17 protein-coding genes are annotated in these 19182 nt (G+C 39.6%); 7 read left to right on the forward strand and 10 right to left on the reverse strand.

The window, feature by feature from the left end:
* Window positions 1–79: 79 nt before the first annotated feature.
* The 7 genes from ACTHOQ_RS02995 to ACTHOQ_RS03025 form a co-directional block, all read right to left on the reverse strand.
* Window positions 80–1777: a phosphate ABC transporter ATPase gene (locus ACTHOQ_RS02995; protein WP_440494184.1), complete on the reverse strand. Its 1698-nt coding sequence runs from the start codon at window positions 1775–1777 to the stop codon at window positions 80–82.
* 182 nt (window positions 1778–1959) lie between these two features.
* Window positions 1960–2133, reverse strand: a complete 174-nt coding sequence (locus ACTHOQ_RS03000) for a YjfB family protein (RefSeq protein ID WP_440494185.1) — start codon at window positions 2131–2133, stop codon at window positions 1960–1962.
* A gap of 152 nt (window positions 2134–2285) precedes the next feature.
* A complete protein-coding gene (gene yihA / locus ACTHOQ_RS03005) occupies window positions 2286–2867 on the reverse strand; it encodes a ribosome biogenesis GTP-binding protein YihA/YsxC (protein WP_440494186.1) in 582 nt (193 codons plus the stop codon).
* Window positions 2867–5209, reverse strand: coding sequence for an endopeptidase La (lon, locus tag ACTHOQ_RS03010; protein ID WP_440494187.1), 2343 nt, complete (start codon window positions 5207–5209; stop codon window positions 2867–2869). Before lon ends, yihA begins: the two co-directional genes overlap by 1 nt.
* Before the next feature lie 238 nt (window positions 5210–5447).
* Complete coding sequence (gene clpX, locus ACTHOQ_RS03015) at window positions 5448–6719, reverse strand: ATP-dependent protease ATP-binding subunit ClpX (protein ID WP_440494188.1); 1272 nt, start codon at window positions 6717–6719, stop codon at window positions 5448–5450.
* Window positions 6720–7158: 439 nt separating this feature from the next.
* A complete protein-coding gene (gene tig / locus ACTHOQ_RS03020; RefSeq protein ID WP_440494189.1) occupies window positions 7159–8448 on the reverse strand; it encodes a trigger factor in 1290 nt (429 codons plus the stop codon).
* Between the two features lie 109 nt (window positions 8449–8557).
* Entirely contained in the window at window positions 8558–9556 is a 999-nt protein-coding gene (locus ACTHOQ_RS03025; RefSeq protein ID WP_440494190.1) for a tetratricopeptide repeat protein, read from the reverse strand.
* Window positions 9557–9810: 254 nt separating this feature from the next.
* On the opposite strand from ACTHOQ_RS03025, the gene ACTHOQ_RS03030 reads away from it, so the two are divergent.
* From ACTHOQ_RS03030 to nspC, 5 genes are all read left to right on the forward strand, one after another.
* Window positions 9811–10269 (forward strand): hypothetical protein, encoded by a 459-nt coding sequence (locus tag ACTHOQ_RS03030; protein WP_440494191.1) that lies wholly within the window; start codon window positions 9811–9813, stop codon window positions 10267–10269.
* Between the two features lie 157 nt (window positions 10270–10426).
* On the forward strand, window positions 10427–11236 hold the full coding sequence (gene proC / locus ACTHOQ_RS03035; RefSeq protein ID WP_440494192.1) for a pyrroline-5-carboxylate reductase: 810 nt from the start codon (window positions 10427–10429) through the stop codon (window positions 11234–11236).
* A gap of 109 nt (window positions 11237–11345) precedes the next feature.
* The gene (locus ACTHOQ_RS03040; protein WP_440494193.1) at window positions 11346–11822 is read left to right on the forward strand and encodes a hypothetical protein; all 477 of its coding nucleotides are present in this window, start codon (window positions 11346–11348) and stop codon (window positions 11820–11822) included.
* Window positions 11823–11978: 156 nt separating this feature from the next.
* Window positions 11979–13208, forward strand: a complete 1230-nt coding sequence (locus ACTHOQ_RS03045; RefSeq protein WP_440494194.1) for a saccharopine dehydrogenase family protein — start codon at window positions 11979–11981, stop codon at window positions 13206–13208.
* Window positions 13209–13240: 32 nt separating this feature from the next.
* Window positions 13241–14401 (forward strand): carboxynorspermidine decarboxylase, encoded by a 1161-nt coding sequence (gene nspC, locus ACTHOQ_RS03050; protein ID WP_440494279.1) that lies wholly within the window; start codon window positions 13241–13243, stop codon window positions 14399–14401.
* 43 nt (window positions 14402–14444) lie between these two features.
* On the opposite strand, the gene ACTHOQ_RS03055 is transcribed toward nspC, so the two are convergent.
* The 3 genes from ACTHOQ_RS03055 to ACTHOQ_RS03065 form a co-directional block, all read right to left on the reverse strand.
* Window positions 14445–15578 carry a hypothetical protein gene (locus ACTHOQ_RS03055; protein WP_440494195.1) on the reverse strand — a complete coding sequence of 378 codons (1134 nt, stop codon included), beginning with the start codon at window positions 15576–15578 and terminating at the stop codon, window positions 14445–14447.
* Window positions 15565–16062, reverse strand: coding sequence for an RNA polymerase sigma factor (locus ACTHOQ_RS03060; RefSeq protein ID WP_440494196.1), 498 nt, complete (start codon window positions 16060–16062; stop codon window positions 15565–15567). The genes ACTHOQ_RS03055 and ACTHOQ_RS03060 overlap by 14 nt, the downstream gene beginning before the upstream one ends.
* A gap of 248 nt (window positions 16063–16310) precedes the next feature.
* On the reverse strand, window positions 16311–17768 hold the full coding sequence (locus ACTHOQ_RS03065; RefSeq protein ID WP_440494197.1) for a protein adenylyltransferase SelO: 1458 nt from the start codon (window positions 17766–17768) through the stop codon (window positions 16311–16313).
* A gap of 249 nt (window positions 17769–18017) precedes the next feature.
* Here ACTHOQ_RS03065 and ACTHOQ_RS03070 point away from each other — a divergent pair, with 249 nt between their 5' ends.
* Window positions 18018–18608 (forward strand): biotin transporter BioY, encoded by a 591-nt coding sequence (locus ACTHOQ_RS03070; RefSeq protein WP_440494198.1) that lies wholly within the window; start codon window positions 18018–18020, stop codon window positions 18606–18608.
* Between the two features lie 119 nt (window positions 18609–18727).
* A complete protein-coding gene (locus ACTHOQ_RS03075) occupies window positions 18728–19177 on the forward strand; it encodes a universal stress protein (protein WP_440494199.1) in 450 nt (149 codons plus the stop codon).
* Window positions 19178–19182 lie beyond the last annotated feature (5 nt).

A 19182-nucleotide genomic window follows, 5' to 3' on the forward strand; every position in this document is an offset into this window, starting at 1 on the left:
TCTATGTATTTATAATTGCTTCAAAGTCTTCCATAAAGATTGATTGGCATGCGGGAAGCTTGCCCCGCATGCCATTCTATTATTCATTTACCATTAATACGTACACATCGGATGTAGAGCGTGCGATTGCGGTAATGTGATCTGATTTTTTTATATCATTCATCTCTATCACTTTACCATTTTTAACAATCATCGCTTTTGATAAATCCAATGTGAGTGACCCGTATCGGAAGTTCCAATAACCATCTTTCCCCCATTGGCTACTATTTACTACAGAAATCTTCTTCGTATTGTAATTAATCGAATTTACTCGTCCTGTCAATGTTAACGCGGCAAGCTTTTCATTCGGGACAAAGTGAATTCCTTGGATATGTCCGTTATTCACATAGAAATACCCGTAATATGGGTTGGGCGAGTTTGTATAATTATCGTACAAGTCCAAATCCAATTCTGGGATGACTTTAAATTGCTGTGTTCCGTCTAATTCGGAAGCGATTGTAGAATTGCTGTAGGCAAATTCGGCAATGTTATTGTCTGTATTCCAGAAATGATTATCGAATCGTTCTAAATCTGATAATTCCACTTGATAGGCATCTAAATCCGCAATATCGATTCTGCCAAAGTAAAGTTGGTATTTTGATAAATTCGGTGCCAAAAATGCGTCGTTCGTAATATTCACAACATGTGCATAGTCATTTTTAGTTGCCCCATCCGTCAAGACAAATGCCGTTGTAGAAATCGGTGTTTGGGCTAAATTCAATGCCATCAATCCTTCTGGCTCCACTAAGCGCCCATTGCGGATTAAAATTGAACCGTTATGATAGCTTAGCTTTAATGAATTTTTCAATTCCAGCACATTTACACCGATATTGACACTTGTGATCGGCTGATAATAAGTGCGCTCATTTTTTGCAAGGACAATAATTTTATCAATAACTTCTTTGCTGAACTGTTTTTTTGTAACGAAATACAGTTCGCTATTGCGGTAGTTTTTCAATTGGCTTTTTGAAATCTTTTTATTGCCAACGTAAATGCTTGTATTATTTGTGAAATTGAATGTCGCTTGTGTTTTTGTTGTTTCAGTTCCGAAGCGCCAATCTAGCATCGGATGTGCATTATTTACGATTAGTGTGTTTTTATTCGTATTAATCGAATTTAAATTCGCTTTATATAAATCTTCCACCATATTGGCTGTGCTCATAATATTGATTACTGCGATGCGGGATGTATTGGCCGTCGCAAATTTCAAACGCACTTGGTCACCTACATAGAGCGTGCTAATATCCACTGATGAATTCCCTTTAAACACTTCTGTACTGCTCGTCACGGTATAGGTTTTTGTTGAGGAACCATCAACCTTTACACGGATTTGCAAGCCGTTTGGGTCGATTTGTGTGACAGCACCGGAAACTTGCTTACTATTTTCAACAATCGACCCGTCCCCATCATTTGTTGAACCTCGCATTTCCGTTATTTTGCCTAAGTTTAATTTAATTGTGACATCCATACCGGCTTTAAAACCATCAATATTTGTCAACGTATTGTTAATATAATATTTTCCTGTATTGCCAATATTGAATGTAGCCGTTTTTCCAGAGCTGTTTTTCAATGTAACACTCTTTAGCGTACGTGTGACGTTCCCTTTCTTATCTTGCGTTTCATCATAATTGGCTTTCATAAATGTGTATGTAGTAGATGCTTCAGCTTGTGGTCCAGTTGGAAAGATTGCTAAAGCCAATAGAATTGCTGTAAATAATATGGCAAATTTTTTAAGCAATTGGTTCGCCTCCTTCTATAGTATGTTTATGTAATAGTTAAGCCAAAATAGATTTTGCGTTCATTCATATTTCATAAAACGTCATAAAACGCCCAAAATATTTGTATAATCAAAGTAAATGCAGCATTACCTACTTTATTTTACCAAATTTACCGGGCGTTCGCATCGATAGATTTTAAATTTTATACAGAGATATCGATTGTTTGTCCTAATGTTGGGTGTGGCGCGTCAATGACTTCCAGCAATTGTTCCGCGCTTTGCTCCTGAAATTCCATCGCTTGTTTTGTAACAGCCAACGAAACATTCTGCATCAACTCGGCTTGTTTCATCGTCATTGCTAAAGCTGCAATATCCAAATGTAACACCTCCTGCAATTCTTATCGGCAAAACACGGCAAATATCAAGTAATTATTATAAATAGATAAAATTGACCGCTATGCTATATTCCTTAATTTCCTTGCTATGAAAAAAGAACAACCTCGAGACTATTCGAAGTTGTTCTTTTATATTACATACGTGCTTCTATTTCGGCCCATGCTTGCTCAAAGCCGATGCCTTTTTCTGAAGAAAACACAATTAATGGATCTTGCTTGTCCATTTCCAATGTTTCGCGTACATGCTTTTTATGCTTATCCCATTTTCCTTTTGGAATTTTATCTGCCTTTGTCGCAACAACAATGACCGGGATATTGTAATGCTTTAGGAAATCATACATCATGCAGTCATCCGCAGTTGGATTATGACGAATATCGACAATCAATACGACCGCCTTTAACTGCTCGCGCCCCATGAAGTACTGCTCGATCATTTTCCCCCATGCTGCGCGCTCTGATTTTGAAACTTTTGCATAGCCGTATCCTGGTACGTCAACATAGTACAGTTGCTCTTCAATTTTATAAAAATTCAACTGTTGTGTTTTACCAGGTTTTGACGAAATACGTGCCATTGCTTTACGGCCAATCATACGATTGATAAACGAAGATTTACCGACATTTGAACGACCCGCTAAAGCGAATTCAGGTAGCCCGTCTTCCGGGAACTGTTCTGGTCGGACAAAGCTGCCGATCATTTCTACGTTATGGACTTTCATTACTTTTTAAAACCTCCATCTAGTGCGAGCGCAAGAACTTCTTCCGCTTGTGAAACTAGTTTAAATGTGAGTTGCTCACGAATTGTTTCAGGAATATCATCAATATCACGTTCATTGTCTTGCGGAATGATAATCGTCGTTAATCCTGCACGGTGGGCACTTAATGATTTCTCTTTTAAGCCGCCGATCGGCAGTACACGACCCCGTAATGTTACTTCTCCAGTCATTCCAATTTCGCGTTTAATTGCTTTTCCAGTTATTGCAGATACAATAGCGGTCGTCATCGTAATACCTGCTGACGGCCCATCTTTTGGTACTGCGCCTTCCGGAACGTGGACATGAATATCGTGCTGATCGAAATAATCAGCATCCACGCCTAAATCGTTTGTTAATGTGCGGACAAATGAAAGCGCAATTTGTGCGGATTCCTTCATTACATCGCCAAGCTTCCCTGTTAAAATTAATTTACCTTTACCAGGTGTTAATGAAACCTCGATCTGTAATGTATCTCCACCTACTGTCGTATAGGCCAGTCCGGTAGCGACACCTACTTGGTTTTCCATTTCTGCCTGTCCATAGCGGAAGCGATGTTTACCAAGCATCTCTATTAATATTTTTGAGCTGACTGTCACTTTTTTCTTTTCGTTTGAAACGATTTTTTTCGCAGCTTTACGGCAAACTGTTGCCACTTGGCGCTCTAAACCACGGACACCCGCTTCACGCGTATAATAGCGGATTAAATCGGTAATCGCTTCATCTTTAATTAATAATTGCGCCTTTTTCAAACCATGTTCCTTCATTTGCTTCGGAATTAGATGATTTTTCGTAATTTCGACTTTTTCATACTCTGTATAACCCGCAATATTGATTACTTCCATACGATCAAGAAGTGGTGCAGGAATCGTACTTAAATCATTCGCAGTTGCGATAAACAAGACATCCTGCAAATTGTATGGCTCTTCAATGAAATGATCGCTGAATGTATTGTTTTGCTCTGGATCCAATACTTCCAACATTGCCGCAGATGGATCGCCGCGGAAGTCATTTGACATTTTGTCGATTTCATCAAGCAAAAATACAGGGTTTGTCGTACCTGCTTTTTTCATGCCTTGAATTATGCGCCCCGGCATTGCGCCGACATATGTGCGACGGTGGCCGCGGATTTCCGATTCATCACGTACACCGCCAAGCGATACACGGACGAATTTGCGATCAAGGCTTTCCGCGATGGAACGCGCCAAGCTCGTTTTCCCTACACCTGGAGGTCCGGCTAAACAAAGTATTGGACCACGCAATGAATTCATCAATTGGCGTACTGATAAATATTCCAACACGCGCTCTTTCACTTTTTCCAAACCATCATGATCACGATTTAAAATTTCTTCCGCATACGCAATATCGATGCGATCTTCTGTTTTCTCGTTCCAAGGAATCGATACTAGCCATTCTAAATAATTTCGAATAACACCGCTCTCTGCACTTGCAGCAGGTAGTTTCTCATAGCGGTCGAGCTCTTTTAACGCCACTTTTTGTGTTGATTCCGGCATTCCGGCACTGTCGATTTTTTTGCGGAGCTCCGAAATTTCACCCGTTTTCCCTTCACGGTCGCCAAGCTCTGTTTGGATGGCTTTCATTTGCTCGCGTAAATAATACTCTTTTTGCGTGCGTTCCATCGCTTGTTTTACTTTCGTGCTGATCTTTTTCTCAAGATTTAAAATTTCCTGCTCATCATGCAGACGAATCATTAAATGGTCCAAACGCTTTTTAATGTTCGTAATGGCCAATACTTCCTGCTTCTCATTGATTTTAAATGGCAAGTGGGAAGCAATCACGTCAGCTAATCGACCCGGTTCTTCAATATCGAGAACGGACTCGATTGTTTCTGTCGTAATTTTGTTTGATGATTTCGCATATTTTTCGAAATAAGATAGAACCGTGCGCATTAAAGCTTCCGTTTCAGAATCTTTATACTGCTCGTCCTCAAATATTTCCAAATCCGCAATTGTAAATTTTTCAGCATCTTTGTAATGTACCATTTCCGCTCGGCTTAAACCTTCGACTAAAATGCGTAATGTGCCGTTTGGAAGCTTCAGCATTTGCTTCACTTTAGCTAAAGTACCTATATTGTAAAGATCTGATTTTACTGGTGAATCAACACGTAAGTCCTTTTGTGTGACTAAAAAGATTGTGCTGTCTCCAAGCATCGCATGTTCTAGTGCAGCAATTGAACGTTCTCGGCCCACATCAATATGTAAAACCATCGTTGGGTATACAAGAAGTCCTCTTAACGGTAAAACTGGCATATTTGTTAATTTTTTCGTCACGCGGGTATTCACCTCCATCCAAATCTAAAAAAACCCGCATTATAAGTATGTGTTATTTACTCATCAATTACGCCTCATCGTAATTGTGTCCAGATTTCTCCAAGTCTACTCGAAAAACTTCCATCGAAAATCTGCGACATTCGCAAGAGGCTATCATTAAACCAATATGTATATACTTTTTGTAAGAAAAAGCTGACTTTGGACTTGCTTAAGAAGTCTAAGTCAGCTGCATCATTGGAATCCATTCAGCTAATGCTTAAGCTGAAGTTTTTTCGTTATCATCTTTTGTCAATACAGAACCATCATCCAAAATTAAAGTCGGCTCTGCTTTGTCGCGAATTGTTTCTGCTGTGATGACACATTTTTTTATGTCTTCGCGTGAAGGCAATTCAAACATCACATCGAGCATAGTCGCTTCAATAATTGAACGGAGACCCCGGGCACCTGTTTTGCGTTCGATTGCAAGTTTCGCAATTTCCACTAGTGCCTCATCTTCAAACTCCAGCTCTACATTATCTAGCTCCAACATCTTCTGATACTGTTTTGCCAAAGCATTTTTAGGCTCTGTTAAAATTTGCACTAATGCGTCGACATTCAACTGCTCCAACGTCGCCAATACTGGTAAACGACCAATGAATTCAGGGATTAAGCCGAATTTCAGCAAGTCTTCAGGAATCAGTTGAGACATAATTGATGCATCCTCTTCCACGCCTTTATTCGGAGTAGAAGCAAAACCGATCACTTTCTCGCCTTGACGACGTTTAATAATCGTTTCAATTCCGTCAAACGCCCCACCTACGATAAATAGGATGTTTGATGTATCAATTTGTAAAAATTCCTGATGCGGGTGCTTGCGTCCGCCTTGTGGAGGAACACTTGCAACAGTACCTTCAAGAATTTTCAGTAAAGCTTGTTGTACACCTTCACCTGAAACGTCACGCGTAATAGAAGGGTTTTCCGATTTACGAGCGACCTTATCAATCTCGTCAATATAAATAATCCCTTTTTCTGCACGCTCAATATCATAATCCGCAGCTTGGATTAATTTTAAAAGAATATTTTCGACGTCTTCACCAACATAACCCGCCTCTGTTAAGCTTGTTGCATCGGCAATGGCGAATGGTACATTTAAAATGCGCGCCAACGTTTGAGCAAGCAAAGTTTTTCCGCTGCCTGTCGGGCCGATTAATACAATATTTGATTTCGATAATTCAACATCGTCAATTTTCGAATTTGAATTAATACGTTTATAGTGATTATAAACAGCAACTGCTAATGCCTTCTTTGCACGTTCTTGTCCGATAACATATTCACCTAAAATATTTAAAATTTCTTTAGGCTTCGGAATATCTTTGAACTCGATTTCCTCTTCGATTCCCAGTTCTTCCACTACGATCTCTGAGCAAAGTTCGATACATTCGTCACAAATATATACGCCTGGTCCTGCAACCAGTTTACGAACTTGTTCTTGTGGCTTACCACAAAAAGAGCATTTTAAATTGCCTTTTTCATCATTAAATTTAAACAATCTGGTTCACCCCTATTCAAGCAACAATCTTACAAGATTCTAATCGTTTTATCAAATAAATTGATTGCATATTGTTACTAGCCTATTTTATGTCCTGTGAATTTTACGCCAACAATTCAATATACATTGGAGTTCAATGTATATTTTCATCATTTCTCGATCTAACAACCAGTCAACCATATGTATGTATTAAAATTTGCAGATTTGATTATTAATCAAATCTCTTTATGAAATTTTAAATTTATAGTGATTATGTGATAAAACAAGGCACGGGAAGTCCGTACCTTGTCAAAAACCTACTTTAATTCAATCATTGCTAGTTTACTAATGCCTGTTAGACGGTAGCCCAGCGATTAACTTAGTAATTGTCTACAATGTTGATGTTTCATAATAGTAACGAAGCAGCGCAGATTTGTATAAATTATTTCGACCAATTTAATTAGTTAGAGATTTTAGCGTTATCCACTAGGAACTCAACTGTTTTTTGTGTGCGCAGGTCATTCTCAAGAATTTTTGTACCACCTAAAGCAGTTAAAATTTGATCGTTTGACATACCGAATTGAGCAGACATTTTTTCTACTTCTGTATTGATGTCTTCTTCAGACACTTCGATGCTTTCAGCTTGGCCGATTGCTTCTAAAACTAAAGATACACGTACACGGTTTGCAGCTTCTTCTGCCATTTGTGTGCGTAATGCTTCTTCGTTTTGGCCAGAGAATTGGTAGTAAAGGTCCAGGTTCATGCCTTGCATTTGTAAACGCTGACCGAATTCTTGAACCATGCGATCTACTTCTGTGTTGATCATGCCTTGCGGAATTTCAACTTCAGCATTTGCAGCCGCTTTTTCAACTAGCTCATCACGTAAAGTCGCTTCAGAATCCGCTTCTTTATTCGCTAAAGTTGTTTCTTTTAATTTAGTGCGTAATGCTTCTACTGTCTCAACTTCCGGGTCCATTTCCTTTGCGAACTCATCTGTCAAGTCCGGCAATACTTTTGTTTTTACTTCTTTCACTGTTACTACGAACTTCGCTTCTTTGCCAGCTAATTCAGCAGCATGGTACTCTTCAGGGAAAGTAACTAAAACGTCTTTAGTTTCGCCAGTTTTAGCGCCTACTAATTGTTCTTCGAAACCTGGGATGAATGAACCAGAACCGATTTCTAATGCGTAGTCTTCACCTTTACCGCCTTCGAATGCTTCCTCACCAACAAAACCTTCGAAATCGATTACAGCTGTATCGCCTTCAACGATTGCTTCATCTTCTTTAATTTCTAATTCAGCTTTTTTAGCTAATTGAGCGTCGATTAAAGATTGAACTTCTTCGTCTGTTACTTCAGCAGATTGTTTTGTTACTTCTAAACCTTTGTATTCGCCTAATTTCGGCTCTGGTTTCACAGTAACTGTTGCAGTGTATGTGAAGTCAGCACCTTTAGCGAAATTTTCAGTACCCGCGATTTCCGGATAGTCAACCGGCTCGATACCAGCTTCGTCTAAAGCAACTGGGTATGAAGAATTGATAACGATTTCTAAAGCATCTTGGTAAAGAGCTTCTACACCGTACATTTTTTCAAATACATTACGAGGCATTTTTCCTTTGCGGAAACCTGGTACGTTAATTTGTTTTACTACTTTTTTGAAAGCTTGGTCTAAAGCTTTATCAACTTCTGCAGCTTCTACAGTTACTGTTAATAAACCTTCGTTACCTTCTTGTTTTTCCCATTTCACTGACATGTATATTACCTCCAAAGTTAACATTCGTTTGAATAAACAAACTCGTCATATATATTGTTTGACAACCATTTTAGTATAACATAGATGCTCAATGTTTCAACTTTTTTCACTACTCTTGCAAATCCGATATTTTTTCTAAGTTCTGTAAAAAAACAGCTGCTTCATCATCGGTTTCACTCGCTTCGCCGAACATCGATTTAACGAAATTAATATAGCTTAAAGCGATGTCTTCACTGCCGAAGTAGGCCCATTCAAACGGATAAAGGACAATCGAATGCTTGGCCATTAAATGCTGGACAAATTCCAAAGTGGAAGGCTCCTGTACTAGCTGCTCCATTATAATCGAAGCAACTTCCTCATATTGCGGCAGCTTTGTCGGCAAAGGCAAGTGAACTGGGTTGACTTGCCGGACTTCATCAAACTTTGCGACATTTATATTCATGTTAACCTCCTGCTCAACAAGCAATATAAGCAGCAAACTCAAAATGAATGGGTGTATGCCTTGTGATTCAATAATCGCTTTAATTTCCGCCGCAAAAGGACGTACATTTTTTTCTGTAAGCTCATGGATTTTCAACAATTGCTCCTGCACAGGCAGCCGTAAAAATTCACCTGCATTCAATTCGAAAGAACCCGTCTCATCGTCATCGTCCAAAACGGTTGTTTCGAGTTGGGATTCCTGATTTTCGGCAATATGGGCATTCAAATTTTTTAGGCGCTCAAATTTTTCCGTTTCATTATCAGGTATTAATTCTTCATCAAATAATGATTCAATAATTTTTTCCACTTGCTTGAATTGGCGCAATTGCATGCAAATCGTCAAATACAATTCCATCACTTCAAAATACATATTCGGCCCGATTGCCAATAACTCTTCGCAAACTTGTTTAGCCCGTTCAAAATTTTTCGCTTCATATAATGAATACGCAAAAACGCTAAGTGAAATCTCATCCCCCTCTCCTAATTCGAGAGCTTGTTCAAATAGCTCAATCGCTTCTTCATAATGTTGATTTTCAGCCAAAACTTTTGCTTCATTTAACAATCGTTCCATCATCCCCGGAAATAAAATCACTTTCCCTTGGCGCCCGCTACTTTTATTTTCTTTCATAATATCACTCCATCAACGACAAAGTTATGCTATCGCAACTTTATCCATTGCATTTATTTTAACGTTGTTTGCATATTCCAACAATATGTTCACAAAATTTCCGCTTGTATTAATTTACAATAATAAAAAAAGGTATATACTAAGTACTAAGTAAATATGAAAATAATAACAATTAATTCTGCTTCTAATTCAATGTTCCCGTTCTCTGAAGTAAATAACCTGCATTATTTTTAAAAAGGGAGTGTATTTATTTTATGGTGGTACTATCCGAAAATGTTCTTTTAGAGTTTAAGCATCGTTTCGAAAAGTCTTTGGAAAACTTGCCGATAAGTGTCGTAAGTCGGAGCACGGCAATTGTAAACGATGCAGAATACCCTGTGAAATTCGATTTCGTGACGGAAACGATCGTCGATTATAAAAAACAAGTAGTTACGACAAATATTGTTAAAATTGAAGGTACGATTCCCGGAACGATTAAAATCGGTGCAATAACAGTAGTGCCTCAGCACATCCATATTACATGTGAATATGAAATTCTATCCATTACAAACAATGAATTGAAAACGTTGGTTAAAAACGAAAAACCAATGTTATTGTATAGTGACTGGTTGCTGGAGGCGATTGAAAACGAAATATTGGTGTTGGAAGTTAAGACAGATAAAGATCAGTTAGTCGATTGGCCGGTCGGCATTAAAAACGCGTTTTTTTTATGAAATTTAATATGAAAGCAGCTATTCATCATTTTTCTTAAATAGAAAGATGGTGAATTTTTTTAATTAAACATTCAAACCATTCTATTTGCTTTGATATAGCAGTGCTGTATACTAAGCGCTATGCACATTTTTAATAAACGAAAGAAGGATATATAATATGAAATTTGGATTTATCGGACTCGGAAACATGGCTACCGCGATTATTCATGGGATGATTACAAGTCGCCAATTCAACGCATCGGATATATATGGAATAAATCGCAGCCGAGAAAAAACAAATATTCTCGTCGATAAATATGAAATCCAAACCGCCGTGTCGATTGAAAAGTTAATGGAACAAGTTCAAGTCATCATTGTTGCAGTTAAGCCACAAACATTTGATGCATTATTGCCGACGATGAAACAATTTATACGGGACGACCATATTGTTATTTCCATTGCAGCAGGGAAAACGCTTGATTATTTACATAATGAGCTAGGGGCAAAGACGGCCATTTTTCGTGTCATGCCGAATATAAACGCCACAATCGGAGCTTCCACAAGCTGCTACTCGACAATTACCGCAAACGAAAAACAAAAAACAGTTATTGAAAAGCTGTTTGCCACAATAGGCACGATTGTCGAGCTGCCCGAAAATTTATTTTCCATATTCACAACAATCGGCTGTGCTTCCCCTGCCTTCACATATTTGTATATCGACTCATTGGCCCGCGCAGCCGTCCGTGAAGGTATGACAAAAGAAATGGCACTCGAAATTGCGGCAAGTTCCGTATTAGGGAGCGCAAAAATGGTATTGCAATCCGATACACATCCTTGGGCATTAATTGACCAAGTCTGTTCACCAGGGGGAACAACAATCCAAGGTGTGACATCCCTTCAAGTAAATCACTTCGAAAGTACAATTTACGAAGCAGTCGATGCCGTGACGAATCGGGATGCATTATTGCAAAAACAAACGATAAAATAGCAATTCCGTCCAGTGAATTCCGTTTTCGCAGGATTTACCCAGCTTGCTTTACATGAATATAATAGTATAATTACGTTAATTTGGTAATCCATTACAAAAGAGGTACGCTATGTCTACTATCATTCGAATTTCGCTTGTCCTTATAGTAAGTAATCTTTTAATCGCACCTCATAGTTACGCAATGATCGGCGAAAAGGGGCAAGCGCTTCAATTCCACTATGAAATCATCGAGCAGAACGGAAAAACCTTTTGGAATTTGCAGCACGAAGACCAATTTATGCAAATTAAACAATCCGAAAAATCACACGAAGCTTTATTGCTGTTCAAAGATATCGTCGAGCAAACGAACAGCAAGCTCCTTCCGTTGATTATGTATAGCTGTTACATTTTATTCTTCATCGTTTTTGCAATATTTTTCACGTTGACAAAGCCAAATCGTCTAAAACATCCGCTATTTATTTTAAGTGCTGTCGTTTCATGTTTATTTCTGTTTAAGATTTATTCATATTATGCAGCCATCCAATCTTCAGAAGCTAATTTACGCTATTATTATTTATTGCTCGAAAATATCAATTCCCCTCAGTAACATGCAAAATGGAATTATTTTGCATGTTTTTTATTTCTCTCTCAAATGCATAAAAAATACGAAAACATAATTGCTAAGTCACGCACTATTCTATATAATCAATCTTGTTTCAAAACGAAGCAAAAAAAAATTACAGATTGGGAGCGTGACAAGAAATTGGGTAAAGCATTGATTATTGGTGCTGGCGGTGTTGCTAGCGTAGTCGTACACAAATGTGTGCAAAACTCAGAAGTATTCGAAGAGATTATGATCGCGAGTCGAACAAAATCTAAGTGCGATGCTTTAAAGGAAAAATTAGATGGTGGGAAAACGATTATCCATACAGCACAAGTGGATGCGGATAACACTGAGGAACTAATTGACCTAATCAATGGATTTAAACCAGATGTGGTAATCAATGTAGCTTTACCATATCAAGACTTGACAATAATGGATGCATGTTTGGCAACGAAGACTCATTATATTGATACAGCAAACTATGAGCCTTTAGATACTGCGAAATTCGAATATAAATGGCAATGGGCTTATAAAGAGCGGTTTGAAGAAGCGGGCATTACTGCACTTCTAGGTTCAGGTTTTGACCCAGGTGTAACAGGCGTATTCACAGCGCATGCACAAAAGCATCACTTCGATGAAATTCACTACATCGATATCGTTGATGCAAACGGTGGAGACCACGGACTTCCATTCGCAACAAACTTCAACCCTGAAATCAACATTCGCGAAATTACGGCGAACGGACGGTTCTGGAAGGAAGGCGAGTGGGTTGAAACGGAGCCTTTAGAATATAAAACAGTGTACAACTTACCGGAAATCGGTGAAAAAGATTGCTACCTTCTTTACCATGAAGAACTGGAATCTTTAGCGAAAAACATTAAAGGTTTAAAACAAATCCGCTTCTGGATGACATTTGGCGAAAAATACTTAACGCATTTACGCGTATTGGAAAACGTTGGCATGACTTCAATCGAACCAATCGAATTCCAAGGGCAGATGATTCAGCCGATCCAGTTTTTAAAAGCGGTTTTACCAGACCCTGCAACATTAGGTCCACTTACAAAAGGTAAAACGAACATCGGCTGTATCGTTCGCGGTATTAAAGACGGCAAAGAAAAAACTTACTATGTGTACAATGTATGCGATCACCAAGAATGTTACAGAGAAGTCGGCTCACAGGCGATTTCTTACACAACAGGTGTACCGGCAATGATCGGCGCAATGCTTGTAATGAACGGCGAATGGCAAAAACCAGGTGTATGGAATGTGGAAGACTTTAATCCGGACCCATTCATGGATGCGTTAAATAAATGGGGATTACCATGGCACGAAACAGAAAACCCTGAACTGATCGACCTGGAATTCACTACTGCTGGAGAAAAAGCATAATGGCAGAAATTAAAAACACGAAAAAACCAGTGATGGCGGCTGCTCTTGCAAAAGAAACAGGCATCGACTGGTCACAGGCACCATCGCCTGCCTTCGTTGTTGACGAGCGATTACTAGAGCGTAATCTGAAACTGTTAAAATCCGTACAAGATCGTACGAATTGCGATATTTTACTTGCACTTAAAGGCTTTTCTATGTGGTCAACATTTCCGATGGCGCGGAAGTTTCTGGCGGGGATTACATCTTCTTCATTATTTGAAGCACGCCTTGGCTTTGAAGAATTCGGCAAGGAAGTACATGCATATGCCCCTGCTTACGCAGAACATGAAATAGATGAGTATTTAACATATGTCGATCATATTGTATTTAACTCTTTTGATCAGTTAAATAAATATAAAGACAAAGTGTTAAGTCACGAAAAAAATATTTCAATTGGTTTACGTGTAAATCCAGGCTATTCAGAAGTGGAAACACCACTATATGATCCTTGCTATATTAACTCGCGTTTAGGAATTCCGGTGGAGTCATTCCGTCCGGATGAGCTTGACGGTGTTGAAGGCATTCATTTCCATGCGATGTGTGAGCAAGGCGCGGAAGTATTGGAACGTATTTTAGTTCATTTTGAAGAAAAATACGGGAAGTACTTACATCAGATGAAATGGATTAACTTCGGTGGCGGCCACCATATTACGAAACCTGGGTATGATGTCGAGCTGCTAGTAAGCTTGATCAACCGCATCCAGGAAACTTATGATGTGAAGGTAATCCTGGAACCAGGTGAAGCAATTGCACTGAATACAGGTTATCTAGTAGCAACAGTGCTTGATATCGTGCATAACGGCATGGAGCTTGCAATTGTCGATTCTTCGGCGACTTGCCATATGCCGGATACACTAGAAATGCCATACCGCGCCCATATTATCGGCTCGGGTGAGGCAAATGAAAAAACGTATACATACCGTCTAGGTGGTATGACATGCTTGGCGGGCGATATTATCGGCGATTACTCGTTTGATGAGCCGCTTCAAGCAGGCGACAAAATAGTCTTTACGGATATGGCGCATTATACGATGGTGAAAACGCATATGTTCAATGGCGTAAACTTGCCGAGCATTTGCTCTTATAATGACGAAGAAGGCATGAAAGTCATTCGTACATTCCATTATGAGGATTATAAAGGGCGCTTATCATAATTTTAAAAAGCAGAAACGTTTTATGGCGTTTCTGCTTTTCCCTTTATTCAACCGGAATATAAACGGCACGGCTAAACGACGGCTGCCATATGCCCTGCTCGTTTTTTTCCATTCCCGCACTTGCTGGCAGTCCATTTTCACCTGTAAAAACAACCCAGCCTTCCGTTTCAGAACGCTGCTCAAAAGTAGCCTGCTCCACTCCATTAAAGCCAGCTGCAATCATTAAACGATTCAGTTCCGGTGTGAATAGCTGTTGGCGCACAGCCTTTGTTTTTTCATAATGCCGCTTTACTTCAAGTGTATGTTTATTTTCAACATTTGTAAAAAGGGCTTCATATGTTTCATAATCTTGTTCAATTTCACTGAATAAAAACATTTTTGTAATTGCAATCGGTGAGACGGTGCGCAGCCGCTCCAGATCATAATCCGTCTTAAATGCCTCATATACGGCCTGTTCATCCGGCGTTAATGTAAGCGCCAATTCATCTGGTGCTTGAATGGCCGTCACCTTCCCCGCTAATTGCGCATTCTTGACTTTTAACAGTTGCTGATAATCTTCATTATTATAAACAAGCAGCTCATCTTTACCGGTATTTATCGTTTCATTGGCAAAAGGCGTGAATTTGATGCCCCATTCATAAAAATAATACGGGTTTTTAAATGGGTCTTTTTTTTCTTCTTCCCCTATTTTCTCTCCAAGGCCCCGGACAGTTAATACCGTCCCATTTACCCTGATTTGCCCTTCATCCATTGTCACCGAGTCATCCGCTAAACCGAGCACTGTCGATACAATGATTCCTTCAGGCGTATAGTAAGCTACATAATCCCCGTACGTAATCGGTGCATCTTGATCGATTACCATCGGGAAAGAGTGCAGCATCCATTGTTCACCAAGTAAATAAGCTTTCCGGGGTTCAATCACCTCCAAGCCGCTGACATCTTCAATAATCGGCAATAATGTTCCCCCTTCATTTGCCGTTTGGACATTGTGCTGAGGCGATAATTGCGCAAACACCAGCATTCCGATAAGGCAGCATATTGCAGCTGAAACAGAGAGTACTTGCCAATTGCGTTTTTCCGGTTTCCGCTTCGTCTGCAGCAATCGCCGTTTGAGTTCATCTGTAAAAGGCGCATCGTGCTTCAATTCCTGCTTCAGCTGATTTTTAAATTCCTTCATAAAATAGCTCCTCCAATTCCTGATCGTTTTTCAGCAGCTCCCTTGCCCGGCGGATTCTTGTACGGACAGTGTTTTGTGATGTCTTTAACAAATCGGCTATTTCGGCTACATCAAATTCTTCATAGTAAAACAGAATAATCACTTCCCGATAATGCACCGGCAACGCAAAAACACGGTCTTTTAACGCGGTGGATGCTTCTGCCGCCAAATATGCCTGCTCGCATGATGGCTCGCTTTTGCGTAATGGCATTAATTTTGCGATATATGATTTGCGCTTTTGCCTGCGCAGCTCATCATGACAGCAGTTGATCGCAATGCGCGTTAAATATGTTTTTAGTGAAGCATCGCTGCGAAATTGCTCTTTATGCGCGGCAAACTTCATTAATACGTCTTGCGTAATTTCCTCGGCAAGCTGGCGATCCTTAACATACAAATAGCTGAAATGATACAAATATTCTCCATATTGTTCTACAATTCGCTCCAACGGCCACTCACCTCTTTTCCATCCTACAGCTTAGACGCTTCCTTTCCGAGAAATTGTTCAAAATAGAGAGAATAATATTATTTATTTTTAAATTCGCTACAGCAAACAGTATAGTGAACGATTGATACTAAAGGTTAAGGGGCAGCTTATGATGAATCATTATTGGAACCAACCCGTCTTAATATTGCTTACATCATACTGGAAAATTACGTAAAAAAACACCATAGCAAAATACTATGGTGTAAAACTTATGTGCCGCAATAGCTGACAAATGGCGGTTCATCGTCTGTCGGGGGCTCGGTAAATTTCGGATCTGTTAAGCGGTAGGGATTTGCGACGGCTTGGAGCATTTGCAAAAATAAATCCGGCTTATTTTCCAAAAATTCGTCCAGCGCCTGTTCAACTAAATGATTTCTCGGAATGACGATTGGATTGACTTTAGCCATATAGCCTCTCGCTTCTTCCAATGTTGTGCCTTGCTGTTCCAGGCGCTGGTGCCATTTAAGCTCCCATTGCCGAAATGCCTCAGATTGGAATAACGCATTATTTGGATTTTGTCCTTCCGTTAATGCACGGAATGTCTTCGTGTAATCTGCCTCATGCTGTTCCATCAAATCGAGCAGCTGTAAAATTAGCGCTTCATCCTGCTCCTCAATCGTAAGGATTCCAAGTTTTTCACGCATTTCACTATAATAATACGCCTCATAAATAGACGGGAATTTTCCAATGATATATTGCGCTAAACGAATTGCTTCATCTTCATCGTCATGGATGATCGGCAGCAGACTTTCGGCAAAACGGGTTAAATTCCATGCAGCAATAGGCGGCTGATTGCCATACGCATAGCGGCCTTGTTTATCGATTGAACTAAATACCGCCGCCTGATTGAATGTACCCATAAATGCGCATGGTCCATAATCGATCGTCTCACCACTGATCGTCATATTATCAGTGTTCATTACACCATGGATAAAACCGACGCTCTGCCATTTTGCGATGAGCTCCGCCTGTTTTTCCATTACCTTTTCCAACAAAGCAATATAGCGATTTTCGGTCTTCTGAAGCTCTGGATAGTGCCGCTCAATTGCATAGTCGGCTAAAGCTTTTAATTCATCCTTTTCACCGAAGCTCGCTGCAAATTGAAAAGTGCCGACTCGTAAATGACTGGCAGCTATACGAGTCAAAACCCCACCTTCCAATGCTTTTTCCCGGTATATCACTTCTCCTGTTGTTGTAACAGCCAAACTTCTAGTTGTTGGAATCGAAAGTGCATGCATCGCTTCGCTAATGATAAATTCCCTCAGCATAGGTCCAAGCGCCGCCCGTCCATCGCCTCCCCGCGAATACGGAGTGCGTCCCGATCCTTTTAGCTGGATATCCACACGCTCGCCATCAGATGTTATATGCTCGCCCAGAAGCAATGCCCGCCCATCACCAAGCATATTAAAATGCCCGAATTGATGACCTGCATAAGCTTGGGCAATTTGCGCTGCGTCTTCCGGCATTTCATGACCCGCCAAAATCACTGCTCCATGCTCCCTTAATTGCTGTACATGCAAACCAAGGCTTTCTGCAAGCGTGCGATTGAAAATAACGATTAATGGCGCTGCAGCTTCATTTGCCTCAACATTGGAATAAAAAATCTGCGGCAGCTTTAAATAGCTATTATTAAAACGAAAACCAAAATTATGATCTATCTCCGTCAATGTTTTCGCCTCATTTCTTTAGTGGTTGCAATTATTATAAACCTTTTTCGATCAGTTAACCAAAAACAGGTTTATTTCGAATAGGGAAAAATCGAAAAAGGCGATTATCCAATATATCATTACGTTATACAAATAATTTCCCGCCACTTTGTTAACCTGACCCCAAAAAATAAGTTGACACAAAACAGAATACAAATTATATTTACGTTAACCAATATAAAACTAAAGTTAACAACAAGGAGTTTTTCTATGCAAACTATTCCCAACACTCAAAGCTTTAAAACGGTTGACCTGATTTACAGTGCTCTCTTTGCGACATTGATTATGATTGGGGCGAATATTACATCGTTTGCGCCATTTTTAACAATTGGCGGTGTGCCGATAACATTGCAAACCTTTTTTGCCATTTTGGCAGGCTTGGTGCTCGGTTCGAAAAAAGGGGCAATTGCATGTACTGTATATATGTGCATCGGACTTGCCGGAGCACCGGTGTTTTCTAAATTCACAGGGGGGTTTTCGGCTATTTTACTGCCAACATTCGGTTTCATCGTTACCTTCATCGTGAGCGCCTATATTGCAGGGAAAATTGCCGAAACATATAAAACGAGACTCGCGTATATTATTGCTGCACTTATCGCAATGGCCGTCAATTATATTTTAGGGACAACTTGGATGTATTTCGCCTATACATTATGGGCATCCGCTCCAGAAGGATTTTCTTTTAAATTGGCGTGGCTTTGGATGCTGCCGCCGATGCCAAAAGATATTATTCTAGCTATTTTTGCAGGATTTTTCGCATACCGTATTCAAAAAGTTTTAAAAATTTTACCGATTAAATAACAGCAAATTGTTCGGAAAAGTTTCGGAAATTCTTTTTTGTCCTACAAGAATTATTCCATTATTATGATATCAACCATTTATTTGGTATAATGAAATGTATCGTGAAGGAGGAATTCCGTATGGCAAATCATTATAAAAATATCGTAGTTGCAGTAGACGGTTCAGATTTAGGAGAACTCGCTTTTCGGAAAGCAATCGACGTGGCAAAACGCAATGTCGACTCTACGCTGCATATTATCCACGTAATCGATACGAGCATTTCCACATCTTTTGATATGCTTTATGATAATATGGTTGAATTAATCCGCAAGCATGGCGAAGTTTTATTGGACCGCTATGAATTGGAAGCAAATGAAGCAGGCATTCATAATGTCAATAAAATTTTGGCAAAAGGAACGCCAAAAGTTGTTTTGGCAAAAAAGCTTTCTGACTATGTGAAAGCAGATATTATCATTTGTGGCGCGACAGGCTTAAATGCGATGGAACAGATTTTCATCGGCTCAAACACTGAGGCGATCGTTCGCCATTCAAAATGTGATGTATTAATCGTACGTACACCTGAACAATAAAAAGA

Source organism: Solibacillus silvestris (assembly GCF_051967575.1).
GTDB classification, from domain to species: Bacteria; Bacillota; Bacilli; order Bacillales_A; family Planococcaceae; genus Solibacillus; species Solibacillus silvestris_B.